Source organism: Vibrio chemaguriensis, from assembly GCF_012275705.1.
Classification (GTDB): Bacteria; Pseudomonadota; Gammaproteobacteria; order Enterobacterales; family Vibrionaceae; genus Vibrio; species Vibrio diabolicus.
The window spans coordinates 18,620-34,831 of the sequence record NZ_SHOE01000013.1 but is presented as its reverse complement, the minus strand read 5'-3'; the positions used below and the strand labels follow the sequence as shown (position 1 = coordinate 34,831).

Annotated in this window: 13 protein-coding genes; 5 read left to right on the top strand and 8 right to left on the bottom strand. The window is 45.1% G+C overall.

Features of this window, described 5'->3' with window-relative positions:
* Nucleotides 1-71: 71 nt before the first annotated feature.
* Nucleotides 72-1,304 carry a phosphoglycerate dehydrogenase gene (gene serA / locus EX191_RS13525; RefSeq protein ID WP_005393937.1) on the top strand — a complete coding sequence of 411 codons (1,233 nt, stop codon included), beginning with the start codon at nt 72-74 and terminating at the stop codon, nt 1,302-1,304.
* Nucleotides 1,305-1,363: 59 nt separating this feature from the next.
* On the opposite strand, the gene EX191_RS13520 is transcribed toward serA, so the two are convergent.
* Both EX191_RS13520 and EX191_RS13515 read right to left on the bottom strand, forming a co-directional pair.
* Entirely contained in the window at nt 1,364-2,056 is a 693-nt protein-coding gene (locus tag EX191_RS13520) for an oxidative stress defense protein (protein WP_005393939.1), read from the bottom strand.
* Nucleotides 2,057-2,283: 227 nt separating this feature from the next.
* The gene (locus EX191_RS13515) at nt 2,284-3,180 is read right to left on the bottom strand and encodes a LysR family transcriptional regulator ArgP (RefSeq protein ID WP_046875104.1); all 897 of its coding nucleotides are present in this window, start codon (nt 3,178-3,180) and stop codon (nt 2,284-2,286) included.
* A gap of 146 nt (nt 3,181-3,326) precedes the next feature.
* On the opposite strand from EX191_RS13515, the gene EX191_RS13510 reads away from it, so the two are divergent.
* Nucleotides 3,327-3,956, top strand: a complete 630-nt coding sequence (locus EX191_RS13510; RefSeq protein WP_012841398.1) for a LysE/ArgO family amino acid transporter — start codon at nt 3,327-3,329, stop codon at nt 3,954-3,956.
* A gap of 19 nt (nt 3,957-3,975) precedes the next feature.
* On the top strand, nt 3,976-4,458 hold the full coding sequence (locus EX191_RS13505) for a YbaK/EbsC family protein (protein WP_074191803.1): 483 nt from the start codon (nt 3,976-3,978) through the stop codon (nt 4,456-4,458).
* Between the two features lie 46 nt (nt 4,459-4,504).
* Here EX191_RS13505 and mscS read toward each other — a convergent pair whose 3' ends face one another.
* The 5 genes from mscS to EX191_RS13480 form a co-directional block, all read right to left on the bottom strand.
* Nucleotides 4,505-5,371 carry a small-conductance mechanosensitive channel MscS gene (gene mscS, locus EX191_RS13500; protein ID WP_005393946.1) on the bottom strand — a complete coding sequence of 289 codons (867 nt, stop codon included), beginning with the start codon at nt 5,369-5,371 and terminating at the stop codon, nt 4,505-4,507.
* A gap of 434 nt (nt 5,372-5,805) precedes the next feature.
* Entirely contained in the window at nt 5,806-6,882 is a 1,077-nt protein-coding gene (gene fbaA, locus EX191_RS13495) for a class II fructose-bisphosphate aldolase (RefSeq protein WP_005393947.1), read from the bottom strand.
* A gap of 154 nt (nt 6,883-7,036) precedes the next feature.
* Complete coding sequence (locus EX191_RS13490) at nt 7,037-8,197, bottom strand: phosphoglycerate kinase (RefSeq protein ID WP_193447900.1); 1,161 nt, start codon at nt 8,195-8,197, stop codon at nt 7,037-7,039.
* Nucleotides 8,198-8,350: 153 nt separating this feature from the next.
* Nucleotides 8,351-9,388: an erythrose-4-phosphate dehydrogenase gene (gene epd, locus EX191_RS13485; RefSeq protein WP_046875106.1), complete on the bottom strand. Its 1,038-nt coding sequence runs from the start codon at nt 9,386-9,388 to the stop codon at nt 8,351-8,353.
* Nucleotides 9,389-9,519: 131 nt separating this feature from the next.
* Nucleotides 9,520-11,478: a ligand-gated channel protein gene (locus EX191_RS13480; protein WP_005393952.1), complete on the bottom strand. Its 1,959-nt coding sequence runs from the start codon at nt 11,476-11,478 to the stop codon at nt 9,520-9,522.
* Nucleotides 11,479-11,618: 140 nt separating this feature from the next.
* Between EX191_RS13480 and EX191_RS13475 the strand changes: the two genes are divergently transcribed.
* On the top strand, nt 11,619-12,512 hold the full coding sequence (locus EX191_RS13475; protein WP_193447899.1) for a LysR family transcriptional regulator: 894 nt from the start codon (nt 11,619-11,621) through the stop codon (nt 12,510-12,512).
* 93 nt (nt 12,513-12,605) lie between these two features.
* Here EX191_RS13475 and tkt read toward each other — a convergent pair whose 3' ends face one another.
* A complete protein-coding gene (gene tkt / locus EX191_RS13470) occupies nt 12,606-14,600 on the bottom strand; it encodes a transketolase (protein WP_005393956.1) in 1,995 nt (664 codons plus the stop codon).
* A gap of 315 nt (nt 14,601-14,915) precedes the next feature.
* Here tkt and metK point away from each other — a divergent pair, with 315 nt between their 5' ends.
* Complete coding sequence (gene metK, locus EX191_RS13465) at nt 14,916-16,070, top strand: methionine adenosyltransferase (RefSeq protein ID WP_005381027.1); 1,155 nt, start codon at nt 14,916-14,918, stop codon at nt 16,068-16,070.
* Nucleotides 16,071-16,212 lie beyond the last annotated feature (142 nt).

Here is a 16,212-nt window from a genome sequence, read left to right as displayed (position 1 = left end):
ATCCCCTTTTTAATAGTTTTGCCCAATGTGCGCCACATTAGCCCACCTTTCCATTTTAAGGACGAGAAAAAATGGCCAAAGTTTCACTGGAAAAAGAAAAGATTAAGATCCTCTTGTTAGAGGGACTACACCCTTCTTCAGTTGAAGTTCTTCAAGCAGCTGGTTATACCAACATTGAGTACCATAAAGGTTCCCTTCCGGAAGAAGAATTGATTGAAGCGGTTAAAGACGTGCACTTCATCGGTATTCGCTCCCGTACGAACCTATCCGAAGAGGTAATCAATGCGGCGAATAAACTGGTTGCAATTGGCTGTTTTTGTATCGGTACTAACCAAGTAAACCTAGACGCAGCAGCAAAACGCGGCATTCCTGTGTTTAATGCACCGTTCTCTAACACACGCAGTGTGGCTGAGCTAGTGCTTGGTCAAATCCTACTACTTCTGCGTGGCATTCCTGAAAAGAATGCGCTTGCACATCGCGGTATTTGGAAGAAAAGTGCAGACAACTCTTACGAAGCACGTGGCAAACGTCTTGGCATTATCGGATACGGCCACATTGGTACGCAGCTAGGTATTATTGCCGAAAACTTAGGTATGCGCGTTTACTACTACGACATCGAGAACAAATTGTCCCTTGGTAATGCGACGCAAGTACATACCATGAGTGAACTACTAAACAAGTGTGACGTAATTTCTCTGCACGTTCCTGAAACGCCAGAAACAAAAAATATGATGGGTGAAGCTGAGTTTGCTCGCATGAAGCCAGGCTCAATCTTTATTAATGCAGCACGCGGCACTGTCGTGGATATTCCAGCGCTTTGCCATAGTTTAGAAGCAGGTCATATTGCGGGCGCTGCGATTGATGTATTCCCAACAGAACCGAAAACGAATGCCGACCCGTTCGAATCTCCTTTGCAGAAGTTCGATAATGTCATTCTCACTCCACACGTTGGTGGTTCAACGCAAGAAGCACAAGAGAACATCGGTGTTGAAGTCGCAGGAAAACTGGCGAAGTACTCTGACAACGGCTCTACGCTTTCAAGCGTAAACTTCCCAGAGGTGTCACTGCCAGAGCACGGTGGTGAATGCTCTCGCTTGCTTCACATCCATAAAAACCGTCCTGGTATTCTTACTCAGATCAACACCATCTTCGCGGAAGACGGTATTAACATTGCTGCACAGTACCTACAAACAGCCGCTGAAATCGGCTACGTAGTGATCGATGTTGAAACCGAGCGCTCAGAAGAAGCGCTAGCGAAACTGAAAAGTATTGAAGGCACTATCCGTGCTCGTATCCTTCACTAATTTGTGAAGCAGAAATAACAAAGGCAGGGAATACCCTGCCTTTTCTTTTGCACCCAGTATTACTTCAGCTTGTAAATCACGTCAACTTGATCGCGAATAATCATGGTAGAATCTTGGTAGCTGTTTGCCCCTTCTTTACTGTCCATCGCCATCGAGCGCATTAGAACTGGCTGAACGTGCATCTGTCTGTAATTGATCTGCCAGACATCACCCAATTTTTTCTCAAAGCCAGTAGCCAGTGACGCTGCTTTTTCTCGCGCATCTTGGATAGCCGCCATGCGTGCCTTTTGCTGATACTCAGCCTGGTTGCTTACCTTAAGTTGAATATTATCAACCTGATTAATCCCTGCTTCTAACGCCATATCTAGGTACTGGTTTAGGTTTTTTAGATCCGTAACCGTCACATCAATGCTACGAGAAGCGCGATAACCAACGAGCTCTGCTTTGCCTGATTTAGGGTAGTGGTATTGAGGCGCAAGGTATAAATTCGAGCTGGTAACATTGTCTTTTGATAAGCCAGCATCGGACAGATTTTTCAGAAATTGCTCAACGGTTTTGTCAACTGACTGCTTGGCCTGTTCAGCAGTCATTGTCGTATCTACCACTTTCACAGAAAACGTCGCCATATCTGGTGTAGCAATAACTTCACCATAACCCGTCGTCGTTACGTGAGCAAATTCAGGCGAGTTCGCCAACACTGAAGCACTAGTAAGGCTGAGTGCAGAAGCCAGCAAAAATGAATACAGTCTCATTCAATAAATCCATCCATACAAAAATAAAGTACTTACTCTCAGCAGAAAGGCTCAAGATTCAAACAAAACTATCACTACTGAGAAAGTGTATGGTTTCATAATAGAAACTTCTGTCGATTATCCAAGCACTCAGAATGACTTCTAACACAACTTTGACTATGTAACATTGGCGTAATTTTTCAACGAAACACTCTGTCGGCAATGAACCCATCGATGCGACAATGAACTTATTGAGGTAAGTGCCGCTGAGCATACCCGACTATCGCGTGTGAGATTTCTTGTAGAACCCCCGTTTCCAGTTGCCAATGATGCCAATAAATCCGATGGGACATTAAAAAACCGGGAGTAACATCAACCAACGCGCCACGCTCTAGCTCGTCGGTAATTTGCAAACGAGGGATTAAGCAATAGGCTACACCAGCTAACGCCACTTTTAGAAACGCTTCAGAGCTGCTGATGTTATGGTGAATGACGCTATCAGGGCTGACATTGAAATGCTCGGTAAGAAAGGTTTTATGTAGGTCATCATATTGATCATACGAAACGGCCGGCGCCTTGGCCAAAGTCTGGTTATTGACGCCTTGAGCAAAGTAACGCTGATAAAACTCCGGACTCGCGACACAAACGTAATCAACACGTCCCAAGTAATCCGCTCTACAGCCAGGTATCGGCTGGGATTCTAAGCTGATCGCCCCCGTCACTTCGCCACTTTTTAGCTTTTCGATGGAACGAGATTCACCATAGATAGTGAGTTTGAGTTCAACCTGACGCTGCTTCATGACATCTTGCAGTGCAGGCAGTAGCCAAGTAGCAAGGCTATCAGCATTGGTCGCCAAAGAGAGTTGTACAGGTCGAGTACTGGTATCATTCTTGAGTTCGGGCAGAATTTCATGCTCGAGTAAGCGCACTCGACGATAAAGGCCTAATAACTTTTTACCAATCGGCGTTGGCTTGGGTGGTTGACTACGAACCAAAACGGGTTGTGCGAGAAACTTCTCTAATTGTTTAATACGTTGAGAAATCGCTGATTGCGAGACAAATAAATGTTCGGCTGCACGCTCAAAGCTCCCCTGATAAACCACGGCATCTAATGCCTCAATCCATTTATAGTCCAACCCTCTCATCCTGCTCTTCCTCTCCTGATAAAACATCAACCCTTAAATTAGCCTAGCTAATATAATATTAAAATCATTAATTATACTTATTTAGATAAACTCTTTATCTTTCACTCTTCTGAGAATTTATTGGTTATTTTGAAGTGAGGTGAAGTGTGAGCTTGTGGGTTCTATTGCAAGGGTTTGGTTTAGGGGCATCAATGATCATTCCGATCGGCGCACAAAATGCGTATGTCTTAAATCAAGGCATAAAGCGCAATCATCACCTGACGACTGCCACTATTTGTAGCATCCTAGATATGATCTTCATTTCTCTAGGTATCTTTGGTGGTGGTGCGATTCTGTCTCAAAACGAAATCTTACTAACATCGGTGACGCTTGGTGGTATTGCCTTCCTGAGCTTTTATGGATTACTGTCACTTAAGAGTGCGTTTAAGTCAGACAGTGAGTCAGAATCAAAAGGTGAAGTCGTCGCTCGTGGTCGCCGAACGGTCATATTAGGTGCTTTAGCCGTCACAGTACTTAACCCACACTTGTACTTAGATACAGTCGTTATTCTGGGCTCTATTGGTGGGCAGTTTGAAGGCCATGACCGAATTGCTTTTGCACTAGGTACGATGATGGCTTCCTTTGTTTGGTTCTATACCTTGTCGATAGGAGCCGCAAAACTAGGCCCTACCCTGTCAAAGCCAAGAGTGAAAAAAGGCATCGACATCGCGGTCGCAGTAATGATGTTCACGATAGCGTATATTTTAGCTAGTGAACTTATTGAAAAGTACTGGTAATCAACAGGACAACAAAGACATGGAGTCACTAAAGCGTATCTATGATATCAATAGAGAGCGACTCAACGCGCTCTCTATTCCTTTTAGGGAATGGCAGCATGAAGCCATCTTAGACTTTGACACGGATATAAGAATTGCGTCCGAGCTTGGATGGACAGGCACGCACACCAAAAGCCTCTTCTTAAAACTTAAAGGACAAGGCTACGCAATTTATCTAACAGAAAAAGACTCTCGCCTCGATGCCAAACAAATAAAAGCCGTCACAGGCAAACGCCCCTCAATTTGTGACGACGATGAAATGGTCGAAGTGTTAGGTTGTTTGCCTGGAGCGGTATGTCCGATTGGCTTACCTGAATATGTCACACTCATTGTTGATACAACCCTGTATCAACACGAAGAGTTGCTCTATACGCCAGGATTGCCTGAATTCACCTTTGGCTTTGCAGGTAAACATCTAAAACGTCTATTGCTTGCCGGTAATCACATTCTTTATGAGATATAAAAAAGCGAGGCCAATTGGCCTCGCTTTCGAATATCTACCGCTTGTATTAAGCGTCGATTTTGTTCAGATGAACATCCATTTGTGGGAATGGAATTTCGATACCATTTTCATCCAATGCTTCTTTAATACCTTGCATTGCATCAAAGTATACGCCCCAGTAATCTGCAGTTTTCACCCATGGGCGAACCACAAAGTTTACTGAAGAGTCTGCCAGCGTAAGTACGCCGATTGTGATATCAGGATCTTTCAAGATACGCGGATCTTTTTCTAGCGTCTCGCGAATTACTTTCTTCGTTAGTTTAAGATCCGCTTTGTATGACACACCAATCACTAAGTCGACACGTCGCGTTGCATGACGAGAGTAGTTAGTAATTGCACCACCGATTACTGACGAGTTAGGCACAACAACCATCTTGTTGTCTGGTGTTTTTAGAACAGTTTGGAAGATTTGAATTGCTTCAACACTACCCGCTACACCGCCAATTTCTACGTAGTCGCCAGATTTGAATGGACGGAACGCAACAATGAGTACACCAGCTGCAAAGTTTGATAGTGAACCTTGTAGCGCAAGACCAACAGCAAGACCTGCCGCACCGATTACAGCCACGACTGAAGCGGTTTGAACGCCTAATCGACCAAGAGCTGCGATAAGTACGATTACAAATAGCAAGTAACGAACAAGACCGTGAATAAATTCAACGACAGCCTTATCCATGTTTTTCTTTTCTAGTACTTTAGAAACACTACCAGCGACTGCTTTAACGATAATATTACCGATAAACAGAATAAGCAGCGCAGAGATAATGTTCACACCGTACTGAACCAGTAGATCTGAGTTGTTTGTCAGCCAAGTTTCAGCCTGAGTTAGACCATCCGTTAAAGTGGTATCGATACCCACCGATTCACCTGCCATAATTCTTATCCTCAAAAATAAAGATATATAAATCCAATTGCCGTTAATTTATGAACCTTGTTTTTTAAAGGCTCTTTTCTAAAACAACATCCCTATTGCCCCACTGAACAGTGTCAGATTTTTGGCACAATATCCCAACTTTGACTTTTTTCAAAGTCAGAGTTTCGCAAAGATATGCAAAACAAGACTTTATCAGAGTTTTCTGATATTGGCTTGTTACAGGTTACGCAATGCACTCTTATTTCGCCACTCCTATGACTGATATTCCTATGTTTTTATTTAAAAACGTTAAAGGGGGAACATCCCACCAGAAAATACAACCTGACGCATAAAGATATCAATAGGAAAACAGGGAAAGAAACATAGGGGCAAAATGATAGACATAAAAAAACCCGCTCAAAAAGCGGGTTTTTAAGTAACTTAATCAGTAACGATTATAGTACGTCAACTGCGTTTAGGTCAGCAAATGCTTGCTCTAGACGAGCTACCATTGAAGCTTGACCAGCACGTAGCCATACGCGTGGATCGTAGTACTTCTTGTTTGGTGCATCTTCACCAGTTGGGTTACCGATTTGACCTTGTAGGTAATCGTGGTTTTCAGCTTCGAACTTACGGATACCATCCCAAGTTGCCCACTGTGTATCAGTATCGATGTTCATTTTGATAACACCGTAACCGATAGACTCACGGATTTCTTCTAGAGAAGAACCTGAACCACCGTGGAATACGAAGTTTAGAGAGTTCGCTGGAAGACCGAATTTCTCAGAAACGTGCGCTTGAGAATCACGTAGGATAGTTGGAGTTAGAACAACGTTACCTGGCTTGTACACGCCGTGTACGTTACCGAAAGATGCTGCGATAGTGAAACGGTGGCTGATTGCGCTTAGTTTCTCGTATGCGTATGCAACGTCTTCTGGAGAAGTGTATAGCTCAGACGCATCCATATCAGAGTTGTCAACGCCGTCTTCTTCACCACCAGTACAACCTAGTTCGATTTCTAGAGTCATGTTCATTTTAGCCATGCGCTCTAGATACTTAGCAGAAATCTCGATGTTCTCTTCTAGAGACTCTTCAGAAAGGTCGATCATGTGAGAAGAGAATAGTGGCTTACCAGTTTGCGCGAAGTACTCTTCACCAGCGTCTAGTAGACCGTCGATCCAAGGAAGTAGTTTCTTAGCAGCGTGGTCAGTGTGTAGGATTACTGGTACACCGTAAGCTTCAGCTACAGCGTGAACGTATTTCGCACCAGCAACAGCACCTAGGATTTGAGCTTCTTGACCTTCAAGTTTTAGACCTTTACCAGCAAAGAAAGCAGCGCCACCGTTAGAGAATTGAACGATAACTGGAGCTTTAACTTTTGCAGCTGCTTCAAGTACTGCGTTTACAGAGTCAGTACCCACACAGTTTACTGCTGGAAGTGCAAAGCTGTTTTCTTTTGCAACTTCAAATACTTTCTGAACGTCATCGCCAGAGATAACACCTGGTTTTACGAAGTCGAAGATCTTAGACATGGATGTAATCCTATTTATCTGTCGTTTTTAAACAAAACTTGTTAAGTTGAAAATCTTGCAAACGTTTGCTCACAACTGAGGCTATTCTAGCAGAGTTCCTCACACGTTGCAGCAAACAAGAAAGCGGGAGAATCACTCCCCCGCTTTGCTTTAATTACTTAGCGCGTGCTTCTAGCATTTCTACTGCTGGAAGAACTTTACCTTCTACGAACTCAAGGAAAGCGCCACCACCTGTAGAGATGTAAGAAACGTCAGCTTTGATACCGAACTTGTCGATAGCTGCTAGCGTATCACCACCACCTGCAACAGAGAAGCCTTCAGATGCTGCGATAGCTTCTGAGATACCTTTAGTACCTGCTTCGAAGTTCTTGAATTCGAATACGCCTACTGGACCATTCCATAGGATAGTCTTCGCGTTCTTAAGGATTTCTGCTAGTTCAGCTGTTGAATCTGGGCCAAGGTCGAAGATCATGTCGTCGTCTTGTACTTCAGAAACGTGTTTAATTTCTGCTTCTGCGTTTTCGTCGAATGCTTTCGCACATGCAACGTCAGTTGCTACTGGAATTGCACACTCATCCATTAGCTTCTTAGCAGTGTCTACTAGATCCGCTTCGTATAGAGACTTACCAACGTTGTGGCCAGCAGCTGCGATGAATGTGTTAGCAATACCACCACCAACAACTAGTTGGTCAGCGATTTTAGATAGAGACTCAAGTACAGTTAGCTTAGTAGAAACTTTTGAACCACCTACGATAGCAACCATTGGACGAGCTGGGTTGTCCATTGCTTTACCTAGCGCTTCAAGCTCGTTTGCTAGAAGAGGGCCAGCACAAGCGATAGGTGCGTGCATACCAACACCATGAGTTGACGCTTGAGCGCGGTGAGCCGTACCGAATGCATCCATTACGAATACGTCACATAGTGCTGCGTATTTCTTAGATAGCTCTTCGTCGTTTTTCTTTTCGCCTTTGTTAAAGCGAACATTTTCTAGAACAACAAGTTCACCAGTGTTTAGCTCTAGGCCATCTAGGTAGTCTTTTGCTAGCTTAACTTCACAATCTAGTGCGTCGTTTAGGTAGTTAACAACTGGTTGTAGAGAGAACTCTTCAGCGTATTCACCTTCAGTTGGGCGACCTAGGTGAGACGTAACCATTACTTTAGCGCCTGCTTCTAGGCAGTGCTTAATAGTTGGAAGAGATGCGATGATACGTGCATCTGAAGTTACTTTACCGTCTTTTACTGGCACGTTTAGGTCAGCACGGATAAATACACGTTTACCTGCAAGATCCAGGTCAGTCATCTTGATTACAGACATGATGTGTCCTCTCAAATATTGATAATTAAAGTTTTTGAAAACTCGGCAACCCTGCCAAGCCTGTTAATTCTTCAAACTGGTTATAGATGATATGGAGATATCATGGATTTATTTCAAGGCTTGAAATAAAAATTCTCCATCACTTCTTCGTCATTACTGCTCCACTTGAGAAGAAGCTTGCATTGCTAAGGCAGTATCCAGCATCCGGTTAGCAAAGCCCCATTCGTTGTCGCACCAAACGAGCATTTTTACGAGTTGCCCGTTACTCACTCTAGTCTGGCTTCCATCTACAATCGCACTATGGGGGTCGTGGTTAAAGTCGATGGAAACGAGTGGCGATTCAGTATAGTCAACAATGTTACGTAATGTACACTGAGATGCGTTAACAATGGTTTGATTTACGTCATTAACTTTCACATTTGTATTAATTGTGACACTTAAATCCATTGCGGTGACGTTAACGGTTGGGACACGAACAGAAATTGCTTCGAATTTGTTGGAAAATTTCGGGAAGATTCTTTCAATCCCCTTATGCAACTTGGTGTCAACCGGAATAATAGATTGGCTCGCTGCGCGGGTACGGCGTAGATCGTTATGGTACGCATCGATTACTTGCTGATCGTTCATGGAAGAGTGAATCGTGGTTATGGTACCGGACTCAATACCGAAGGCTTCGTCTAACACTTTAATGATGGGAACGATACAGTTGGTAGTACAAGAGCCATTGGAGACAACACGGTGCTCGTCTTTCAGAGTTTCGTGGTTCACACCATAGATAATCGTATTATCTATGTCGCTTGCGCCCGGGTGTGAAAACAGCACTTTCTTCGCGCCAGCTTCTATATGCGCTTGCCCATCGGCTTGTGAACCAAACACGCCAGTGCAATCCAAAACAATATCGACTTCTAGATCGCGCCAAGGAAGTAATTCGAGTTCAGAGAGGTGAAGAATGCGAATAGAATCATATTCGCCGCTGTCATGATGAACATGCAAGTGTTCTTGGTCGTGGGAGATTTTTTTACCGAAGCGACCATGACTAGTGTCATATTGCAGTAGGTGCGCCATCGCTTCTGGCTGCGCTAATTCGTTAACCGCCACAACCTTGATCTGCTGATGTTTTCCGCTTTCATACACGGCTCGCAGAACATTACGACCTATACGTCCAAATCCATTGATCGCAACCTTTAGCATTTATCCTTCGCCCTACCAAAAATTTCGTGTCACAGATACTACCTGATCAGGCTGAAAAACGCACCTGTTGAATCATAGTAAAGCAGGATTAAAAAAGGCCGAGACAATGCTCGGCCTTATTACAACAATAATTAAAATGCGACGTCTAAACCTAACCAGTAGCGACGACCATCTTCGACATATCCGTATTCTTCGTAACTGATTTCCTCATCCAGCAAGTTATAGATCGCGCCTTTAATACGAGTATTATCGGTTAACTGGTATGTCACACCAGCGTCCACAAAGGTATAAGCAGGCTCTACAATACTGTTTCTTGATGGGCCAGTAACCGGATCCATTTCTTTACCTCGGTAAGTGACTTTAGCCCAGCTTTCTAGATCTGTTGTTGTTTGCCAAGTTACATCCACATTAAACAAATGCTTTGGTAACTGCTGCAGCGGCATGCCTTTGTATTCACCTGTTTTTTGCTCTGAGTCGGTAAATGTGTAGCTCGAGCTGAGGTAAATGGTTTCCGTTAATGGCGATGCTAAAGTCGCTTCAATACCTTGTGTGACCGCTTCGTCCACGTTAATGCGGTACGTTGGATCTGCACCCCATTGGTTTGGTCCATCTGTACAGATGGTATCTGGACAAACAACACGCGTGATCTTGTCTTTGAACTCATTATGGAACGCAGTCAAAGAGACATCTAAACCAGAGTCACCTTGATACAAGACACTGATTTCTTTGTTTAGCGACGTTTCAGGGTCAAGGTCTGGGTTACCGTAGATATTACCGCCGCCACTGACTTGCGCCCAACCAGGAGTAATTTCACGTAATTGCGGAGAACGGAAACCTGTTGCCACGCCACCTTTCACAGTCCAAGACGGGTCAACTCGCCATACACCATAGACACGCGGACTAAAGTGCGCGCCATAGTTTTCGTCATGATCTAGACGACCACCAAGCGTAACGCTAAACGGATCGGCGATTCTCCACTCATCTTCAATGAAAACAGCCCACTGCGTATTCGATGTTTCGGTCTTCGATGACGCTTTGTTGGAGGTGAAATCCTCAAGCTCTGCATGAGTGGCGTCCACACCAGTCGTCAACGTATGGTTTCCAATACCAGTCACCAAGCTCGATTTGAACGTGGTGTTGGTGATCGTCATCTCGCGAGATTTGTTCTCGCTCTCTTCACGTTGTAAGTAAGTATCTGAGATGCCAACCGAGTCCCAGTCGCCATTGTGACTTAGCGTTACATAATTACGACGATATTCGTTGAGTGAATCCTCACAACCTCTTCGGCAACCCGTCGTTGGTACGGAAAGGCCAACGTTACCGCGACGACTTTGTGCCGATGTGCCACCCTCTAGTTGCACAGAATGGCGGTCATTAATCTGGTAGGTCAGTTTTGAAGAGATACTTTGCATATCTTTATCTTCATAGCCGTATTCAATATCGTCTTCTTCTCTTGCGGTATACTGACCGTATACTTGGAGAGATAGATTTTCGGCTAGCGGCCCATTGACGAAGAAATTCGCGCTCTGCTCTCCGCCCGAGCGACTGTTTTCTTGCAGAACCGTGCCTAGCTGAACATTACCTGTCCACTCCATCGCGTCTTTTCGCGTGATCACGTTAATTACACCACCAATCGCATCAGAGCCATAAAGCGTCGACATTGGACCACGGATAACTTCAATTCGCTCAATCGCTTGAAGAGGAGGCAACCAACCTTGTTCGATACCAGGGCCGTCACTATTTGGACGAGTTTCACGTGTGCTTTGACGTTTACCATCGACCAGTATCAAAGTGTATTTGGAGCCCATACCACGGATACTGATATCGGTAGTGTCACCACCACCTGTAACGACGACACCAGGCACACTTTTTAGTGCATCAGTCACATCGCGGTAATAACGAGAGTCCAACTCCTCACGCGAAATCACACTAATACTTGCAGGCGCGTCCGCTTGAGATTGCTCATAACTTGATGCAGTTACAACCACTGTTTCCATTTTAGAAACCGCATCATTGGCAAACACATGAGGAACACTGACGAAGGCTAAAATACCAGTTGCAGTAATAACTGGCAGTCTAAGAGTAGACATCTACATCTCCATAATTGATAATGATTATTATTTTCGAAAGTGAATTATTCACAAATAGAATGAGATGCATAGTGAGAGTTATGGAACGGTTCTTCCCATTTATGGAACCCGTGCATAACGCAGTAAGGAGTAAATGAAATATGCACGACTTAGCATCAATTCGAGCCTTTGATGCGCTCAATCAGCATAAGAGTTTGACCGCCGCTGCCAAGGCCCTTAACCAGCCTAAATCAACGCTGAGTCGTCGCTTAGCACAATTAGAAGAAGATTTCGGTCAGGCTCTAACCGCAAGACAAGGTAACCGATTAGTTCTGACAAGAGCGGGAGAAATTTTTGCCCACTACAGTCGCCAGATTCTTGAGCTAAGTGAAGAGAGTTATGACGCGCTTCAAGGTTTAACAAACCAAGCTTCAGGGCCGCTGCATATTGTTTGTCACACAGCATTAGTTAGAAGTTGGCTAGGTGGTGTGCTCAACGGTTTTCTTGCCGATAATCCTGACGTTAGGGTTCAGCTTACCAGTGACTTTTCTGAAGCGCACCATGATCCAGATTTGTTCATCTGGCTCGGTGAGCGTAAAGATCTCGATTGGCGCAAAGAGGTATTAGGCTCATTTCGTTACACGCCCTTTGCCTCTCCAGCTTATCTTGATAAGCACGGTTCGATCCTGCACCCCAAAGAGCTTGAAGCGCATCCGTGGATCGATTTTGGCTCGGTACAAGAAAATGGATTGATGCTCACACACCCTCAACACGGTGAGTTCTTTTTAGAGCCATTTGTGAGTCGCTTATACAGCGACAACATCGCAATGCAGATCGACAGCATCGCGAATGGTCATGGTATAGGACTGCTGCCAACTTGGACAGCAAGCGGCTACGAGAAACATCATCCGGGTCGAATCACACCTTGCTTAGAAGGTTGGCTTTCAGAGCCCATCTCCATTAACTGCTATACGCCTGCAGGAAGACCGCCATTACGCTTATCCGTACTTTTAGACTGTATTCACCAAAGCATTCCACAAGGTTGGAAAACCTGACAAAAAACAAAAAAGGCCATCGCAATGATGGCCTTTCCAACTTTATTATCTAACAGTCGTCCTTTACGTTCGACTATTGAGACAATCTAGCAATTACGCTAGCAATTCTTTTGCTGTGTTCACTACGTTTTCAGTCGTGAAGCCAAACATCTCGAATAGCTGACCAGCAGGTGCAGATTCACCAAATGTCGTCATGCCGATGATGCGACCATCGAAACCAACGTACTTGTACCAGAAGTCTGCGATGCCCGCTTCGATAGCGATGCGTGCTGTTACGTCTGATGGCAGAACGGCTTCACGGTAAGCGGCGTCTTGCTTGTCAAATGCATCCGTTGATGGCATTGAAACAACGCGTACTTTCTTACCTTCTGCTGTTAGTTGAGTCGCAGCTTCTACTGCTAGCTCAACTTCAGAGCCTGTTGCGATAAGGATAAGCTCTGGCTTGCCTTCGCAATCTTTCAGGATGTATGCACCTTTCGCGATGTTCGCTACTTGCTCAGCTGTACGATCTTGTTGCGCTAAGTTTTGACGAGAGAAGATAAGTGCTGTTGGTGCATCTTTACGTTCAATCGCTAGTTTCCATGCTACGGCAGACTCAACCTGGTCACACGGACGCCATGTGCTCATGTTTGGCGTTACGCGTAGAGATGCCATTTGCTCAACAGGTTGGTGAGTTGGGCCATCTTCGCCAAGACCGATCGAATCGTGCGTGTACACTTGGATATTCTGAATTTTCATCAGCGCAGCCATACGCATTGCGTTACGAGCGTATTCCATGAACATTAGGAATGTTGCGCCGTAAGGAACGAAACCACCGTGCAATGCGATACCGTTGATGATAGCGGTCATACCGAATTCACGTACACCGTAGTGGATGTAGTTGCCAGAGAAGTCATCCGTTTCTAGAGACTTAGAACCAGACCACATGGTCAGGTTAGAAGGCGCTAGGTCAGCAGAACCCCCCATAAACTCAGGAAGCATTTGACCAAACGCTTCTAGTGCATTTTGCGATGCTTTACGTGATGCAATATTCGCTGGGTTTGCTTGAAGATCAGCAATGATTTGGTTCGCTTTTTCTTCCCATTCCGCTGGAAGTTCGCCGTTTAGACGACGTTTAAGCTCTGCTGCTTCTGCAGGGTAAGCTGCTGCGTATGCTTCGAACTTTTCATTCCAAGCCGCTTCTTTCGCTGCACCTGCTTCTTTTGCGTCCCACTCAGCGTAAACATCTGCAGGGATTTCAAATGGACCGTACTCCCAACCTAGGTATTCGCGAGCCGCTTGAATCTCATCGTGACCTAATGGCGCACCGTGACAGTCGTGCGAACCAGACTTGTTAGGAGAACCGAAACCGATGATTGTTTTAGTACAGATTAGAGTCGGGCGAGGATCCGCTTTAGCCGCTTCAATCGCTGCGTTGATTGCTTCAGGATCGTGACCGTCTACCGCTGGGATTACGTGCCAGCCGTAAGCTTCGAAACGCTTAGGTGTATCGTCAGAGAACCAACCTTCAACGTGACCGTCGATAGAGATACCGTTGTCATCCCAAAACGCGATCAGTTTGCCTAGACCTAGCGTACCTGCTAGAGAGCATGCTTCGTGCGAGATGCCTTCCATCAGACAGCCGTCACCCATGAACACATACGTAAAGTGGTCAACGATGTCGTGACCTTCTTTGTTGAACTGTGCCGCTAGTGCTTTCTCTGCGATAGCCATACCAACAGCATTAGTGATGCCTTGACCAAGAGGACCCGTTGTTGTCTCGATACCAGGCGCGTAGCCGTACTCTGGGTGACCTGGGGTTTTTGAGTGCAATTGACGGAAGTTTTTCAGATCGTCAATAGATAGCTCATAACCGCTTAAGTGCAGTAGAGAGTAAATAAGCATTGAGCCGTGACCGTTTGATAGCACGAAGCGGTCGCGGTCGGCCCACTCTGGGTTTGATGGGTTGTGGTTTAGGTGAGAGCGCCAAAGAACTTCAGCGATATCAGCCATACCCATTGGTGCGCCTGGGTGGCCTGAGTTAGCTTGTTGAACACCATCCATGCTTAGAGCACGAATTGCATTGGCAAGATGTTTACGAGACGACATGTCTGCTCCTGAGTACATTAAGCGAAACGAAAAGTAGGTCATAATTCTCTCAAAGCCCTCTTGGGTGTGCAAACGTTTTCCAGTCCAAAACCTCACAAATATTGCACCTTTCGCGCCAAATCGTTCGAAGTTCTTAAAATTATCAATAAATCAGGCAAACGTTTGGTTATAACAAAAACCAAAAAAGAGCTTGTAATTCGAGCAATCAAATTTAGAATAGACGTCTAGATGTAGATACACCTACAAAAATTAGTATTAATTTGCGCTGGAGAGTTTATCATTCCCCAGTTTTAAACCAGATATAGTGGAGCTAACATGGCTAAGCACCTGTTTACTTCTGAGTCAGTATCAGAAGGTCATCCAGATAAAATTGCAGACCAGATTTCTGATGCGGTTCTTGACGCGATTCTAGAGCAAGATCCAAAGGCTCGTGTTGCATGTGAGACTTACGTTAAAACCGGTATGGTAATGGTGGGTGGTGAAATCACGACTTCAGCATGGGTAGACATCGAAGAGTTAACTCGTGAAACCGTTCGTGAAATCGGCTACGTACATTCAGATATGGGCTTTGACGCAGATTCTTGTGCGGTACTAAACACAATCGGTAAACAGTCGCCAGATATCAACCAAGGTGTTGATAAAGCTGACCCTAAAGAACAAGGTGCAGGCGACCAAGGCATCATGTTTGGTTACGCTTGTAACGAAACTGAAGTACTAATGCCAGCGCCAATTACTTACTCTCACCGTCTTGTTCAAAAGCAAGCAGAAGTTCGTAAAAACGGCACACTACCTTGGTTGCGTCCTGATGCAAAATCTCAGGTAACATTCCAATACGATCAAGGTAACATCGTTGGTATCGACGCGGTTGTTCTTTCAACTCAACACTGTGATTCAATCTCAACTTCAGACCTGCGTGAAGCGGTAATGGAAGAGATCATTAAACCAGTGCTACCTTCTGAGTGGATCAACAAAGAAACAAACTTCTTCATCAACCCAACGGGTCGCTTCGTAATCGGTGGTCCTATGGGTGACTGTGGTCTAACAGGTCGTAAGATCATCGTAGATACTTACGGCGGCGCAGCTCGTCACGGTGGCGGTGCGTTCTCTGGTAAAGATCCATCAAAAGTTGACCGTAGTGCAGCATACGCAGCACGTTACGTAGCGAAAAACATCGTAGCGGCTGGCATGGCTGACCGTTGTGAGATCCAACTTTCTTACGCAATCGGTGTTGCTGATCCAACGTCTATCATGGTGGAAACGTTCGGTACTGAGAAAGTATCTCACGACATCATCATTGAAGCAGTTCGTCAATTCTTCGACCTACGTCCATACGGCCTACAAGAAATGCTTAACCTTCTTCAACCTATCTACAAGAAGACAGCGGCTTACGGTCACTTCGGTCGTGAAGAATTCCCGTGGGAAGCGACAGACAAAGCTGCACTTCTACGCGATTTCGCTGGCATCAAATAATCAAGCCAAGCAAGAATCAATCAAGCCCTCGCCTATGGCGGGGGCTTTGTATTTTCAGCAACGTTTATCCAGCCATTTCAGCTCATACCGCCCAGCCCCATGAAGCAGTCCTGTTTCTCCCTCACTTTTATACCGAATAAAT

Bases quoted from the DNA above. Each gene is read 5' to 3' on its own strand.
- metK (WP_005381027.1), top strand. From the start codon at position 14,916: ATGGCTAAGCACCTGTTTACTTCTGAGTCAGTATCAGAAGGTCATCCA.
- EX191_RS13515 (WP_046875104.1), bottom strand. From the start codon at position 3,180: ATGAGAGGGTTGGACTATAAATGGATTGAGGCATTAGATGCCGTGGTT.
- serA (WP_005393937.1), top strand. From the start codon at position 72: ATGGCCAAAGTTTCACTGGAAAAAGAAAAGATTAAGATCCTCTTGTTA.
- mscS (WP_005393946.1), bottom strand. From the start codon at position 5,371: ATGGCAGGTGAATCGGTGGGTATCGATACCACTTTAACGGATGGTCTA.
- fbaA (WP_005393947.1), bottom strand. From the start codon at position 6,882: ATGTCTAAGATCTTCGACTTCGTAAAACCAGGTGTTATCTCTGGCGAT.
- EX191_RS13520 (WP_005393939.1), bottom strand. From the start codon at position 2,056: ATGAGACTGTATTCATTTTTGCTGGCTTCTGCACTCAGCCTTACTAGT.
- tkt (WP_005393956.1), bottom strand. From the start codon at position 14,600: ATGTCGTCTCGTAAACATCTTGCCAATGCAATTCGTGCTCTAAGCATG.
- EX191_RS13480 (WP_005393952.1), bottom strand. From the start codon at position 11,478: ATGTCTACTCTTAGACTGCCAGTTATTACTGCAACTGGTATTTTAGCC.
- EX191_RS13475 (WP_193447899.1), top strand. From the start codon at position 11,619: ATGCACGACTTAGCATCAATTCGAGCCTTTGATGCGCTCAATCAGCAT.
- EX191_RS13490 (WP_193447900.1), bottom strand. From the start codon at position 8,197: ATGTCTGTAATCAAGATGACTGACCTGGATCTTGCAGGTAAACGTGTA.
- EX191_RS13505 (WP_074191803.1), top strand. From the start codon at position 3,976: ATGGAGTCACTAAAGCGTATCTATGATATCAATAGAGAGCGACTCAAC.
- epd (WP_046875106.1), bottom strand. From the start codon at position 9,388: ATGCTAAAGGTTGCGATCAATGGATTTGGACGTATAGGTCGTAATGTT.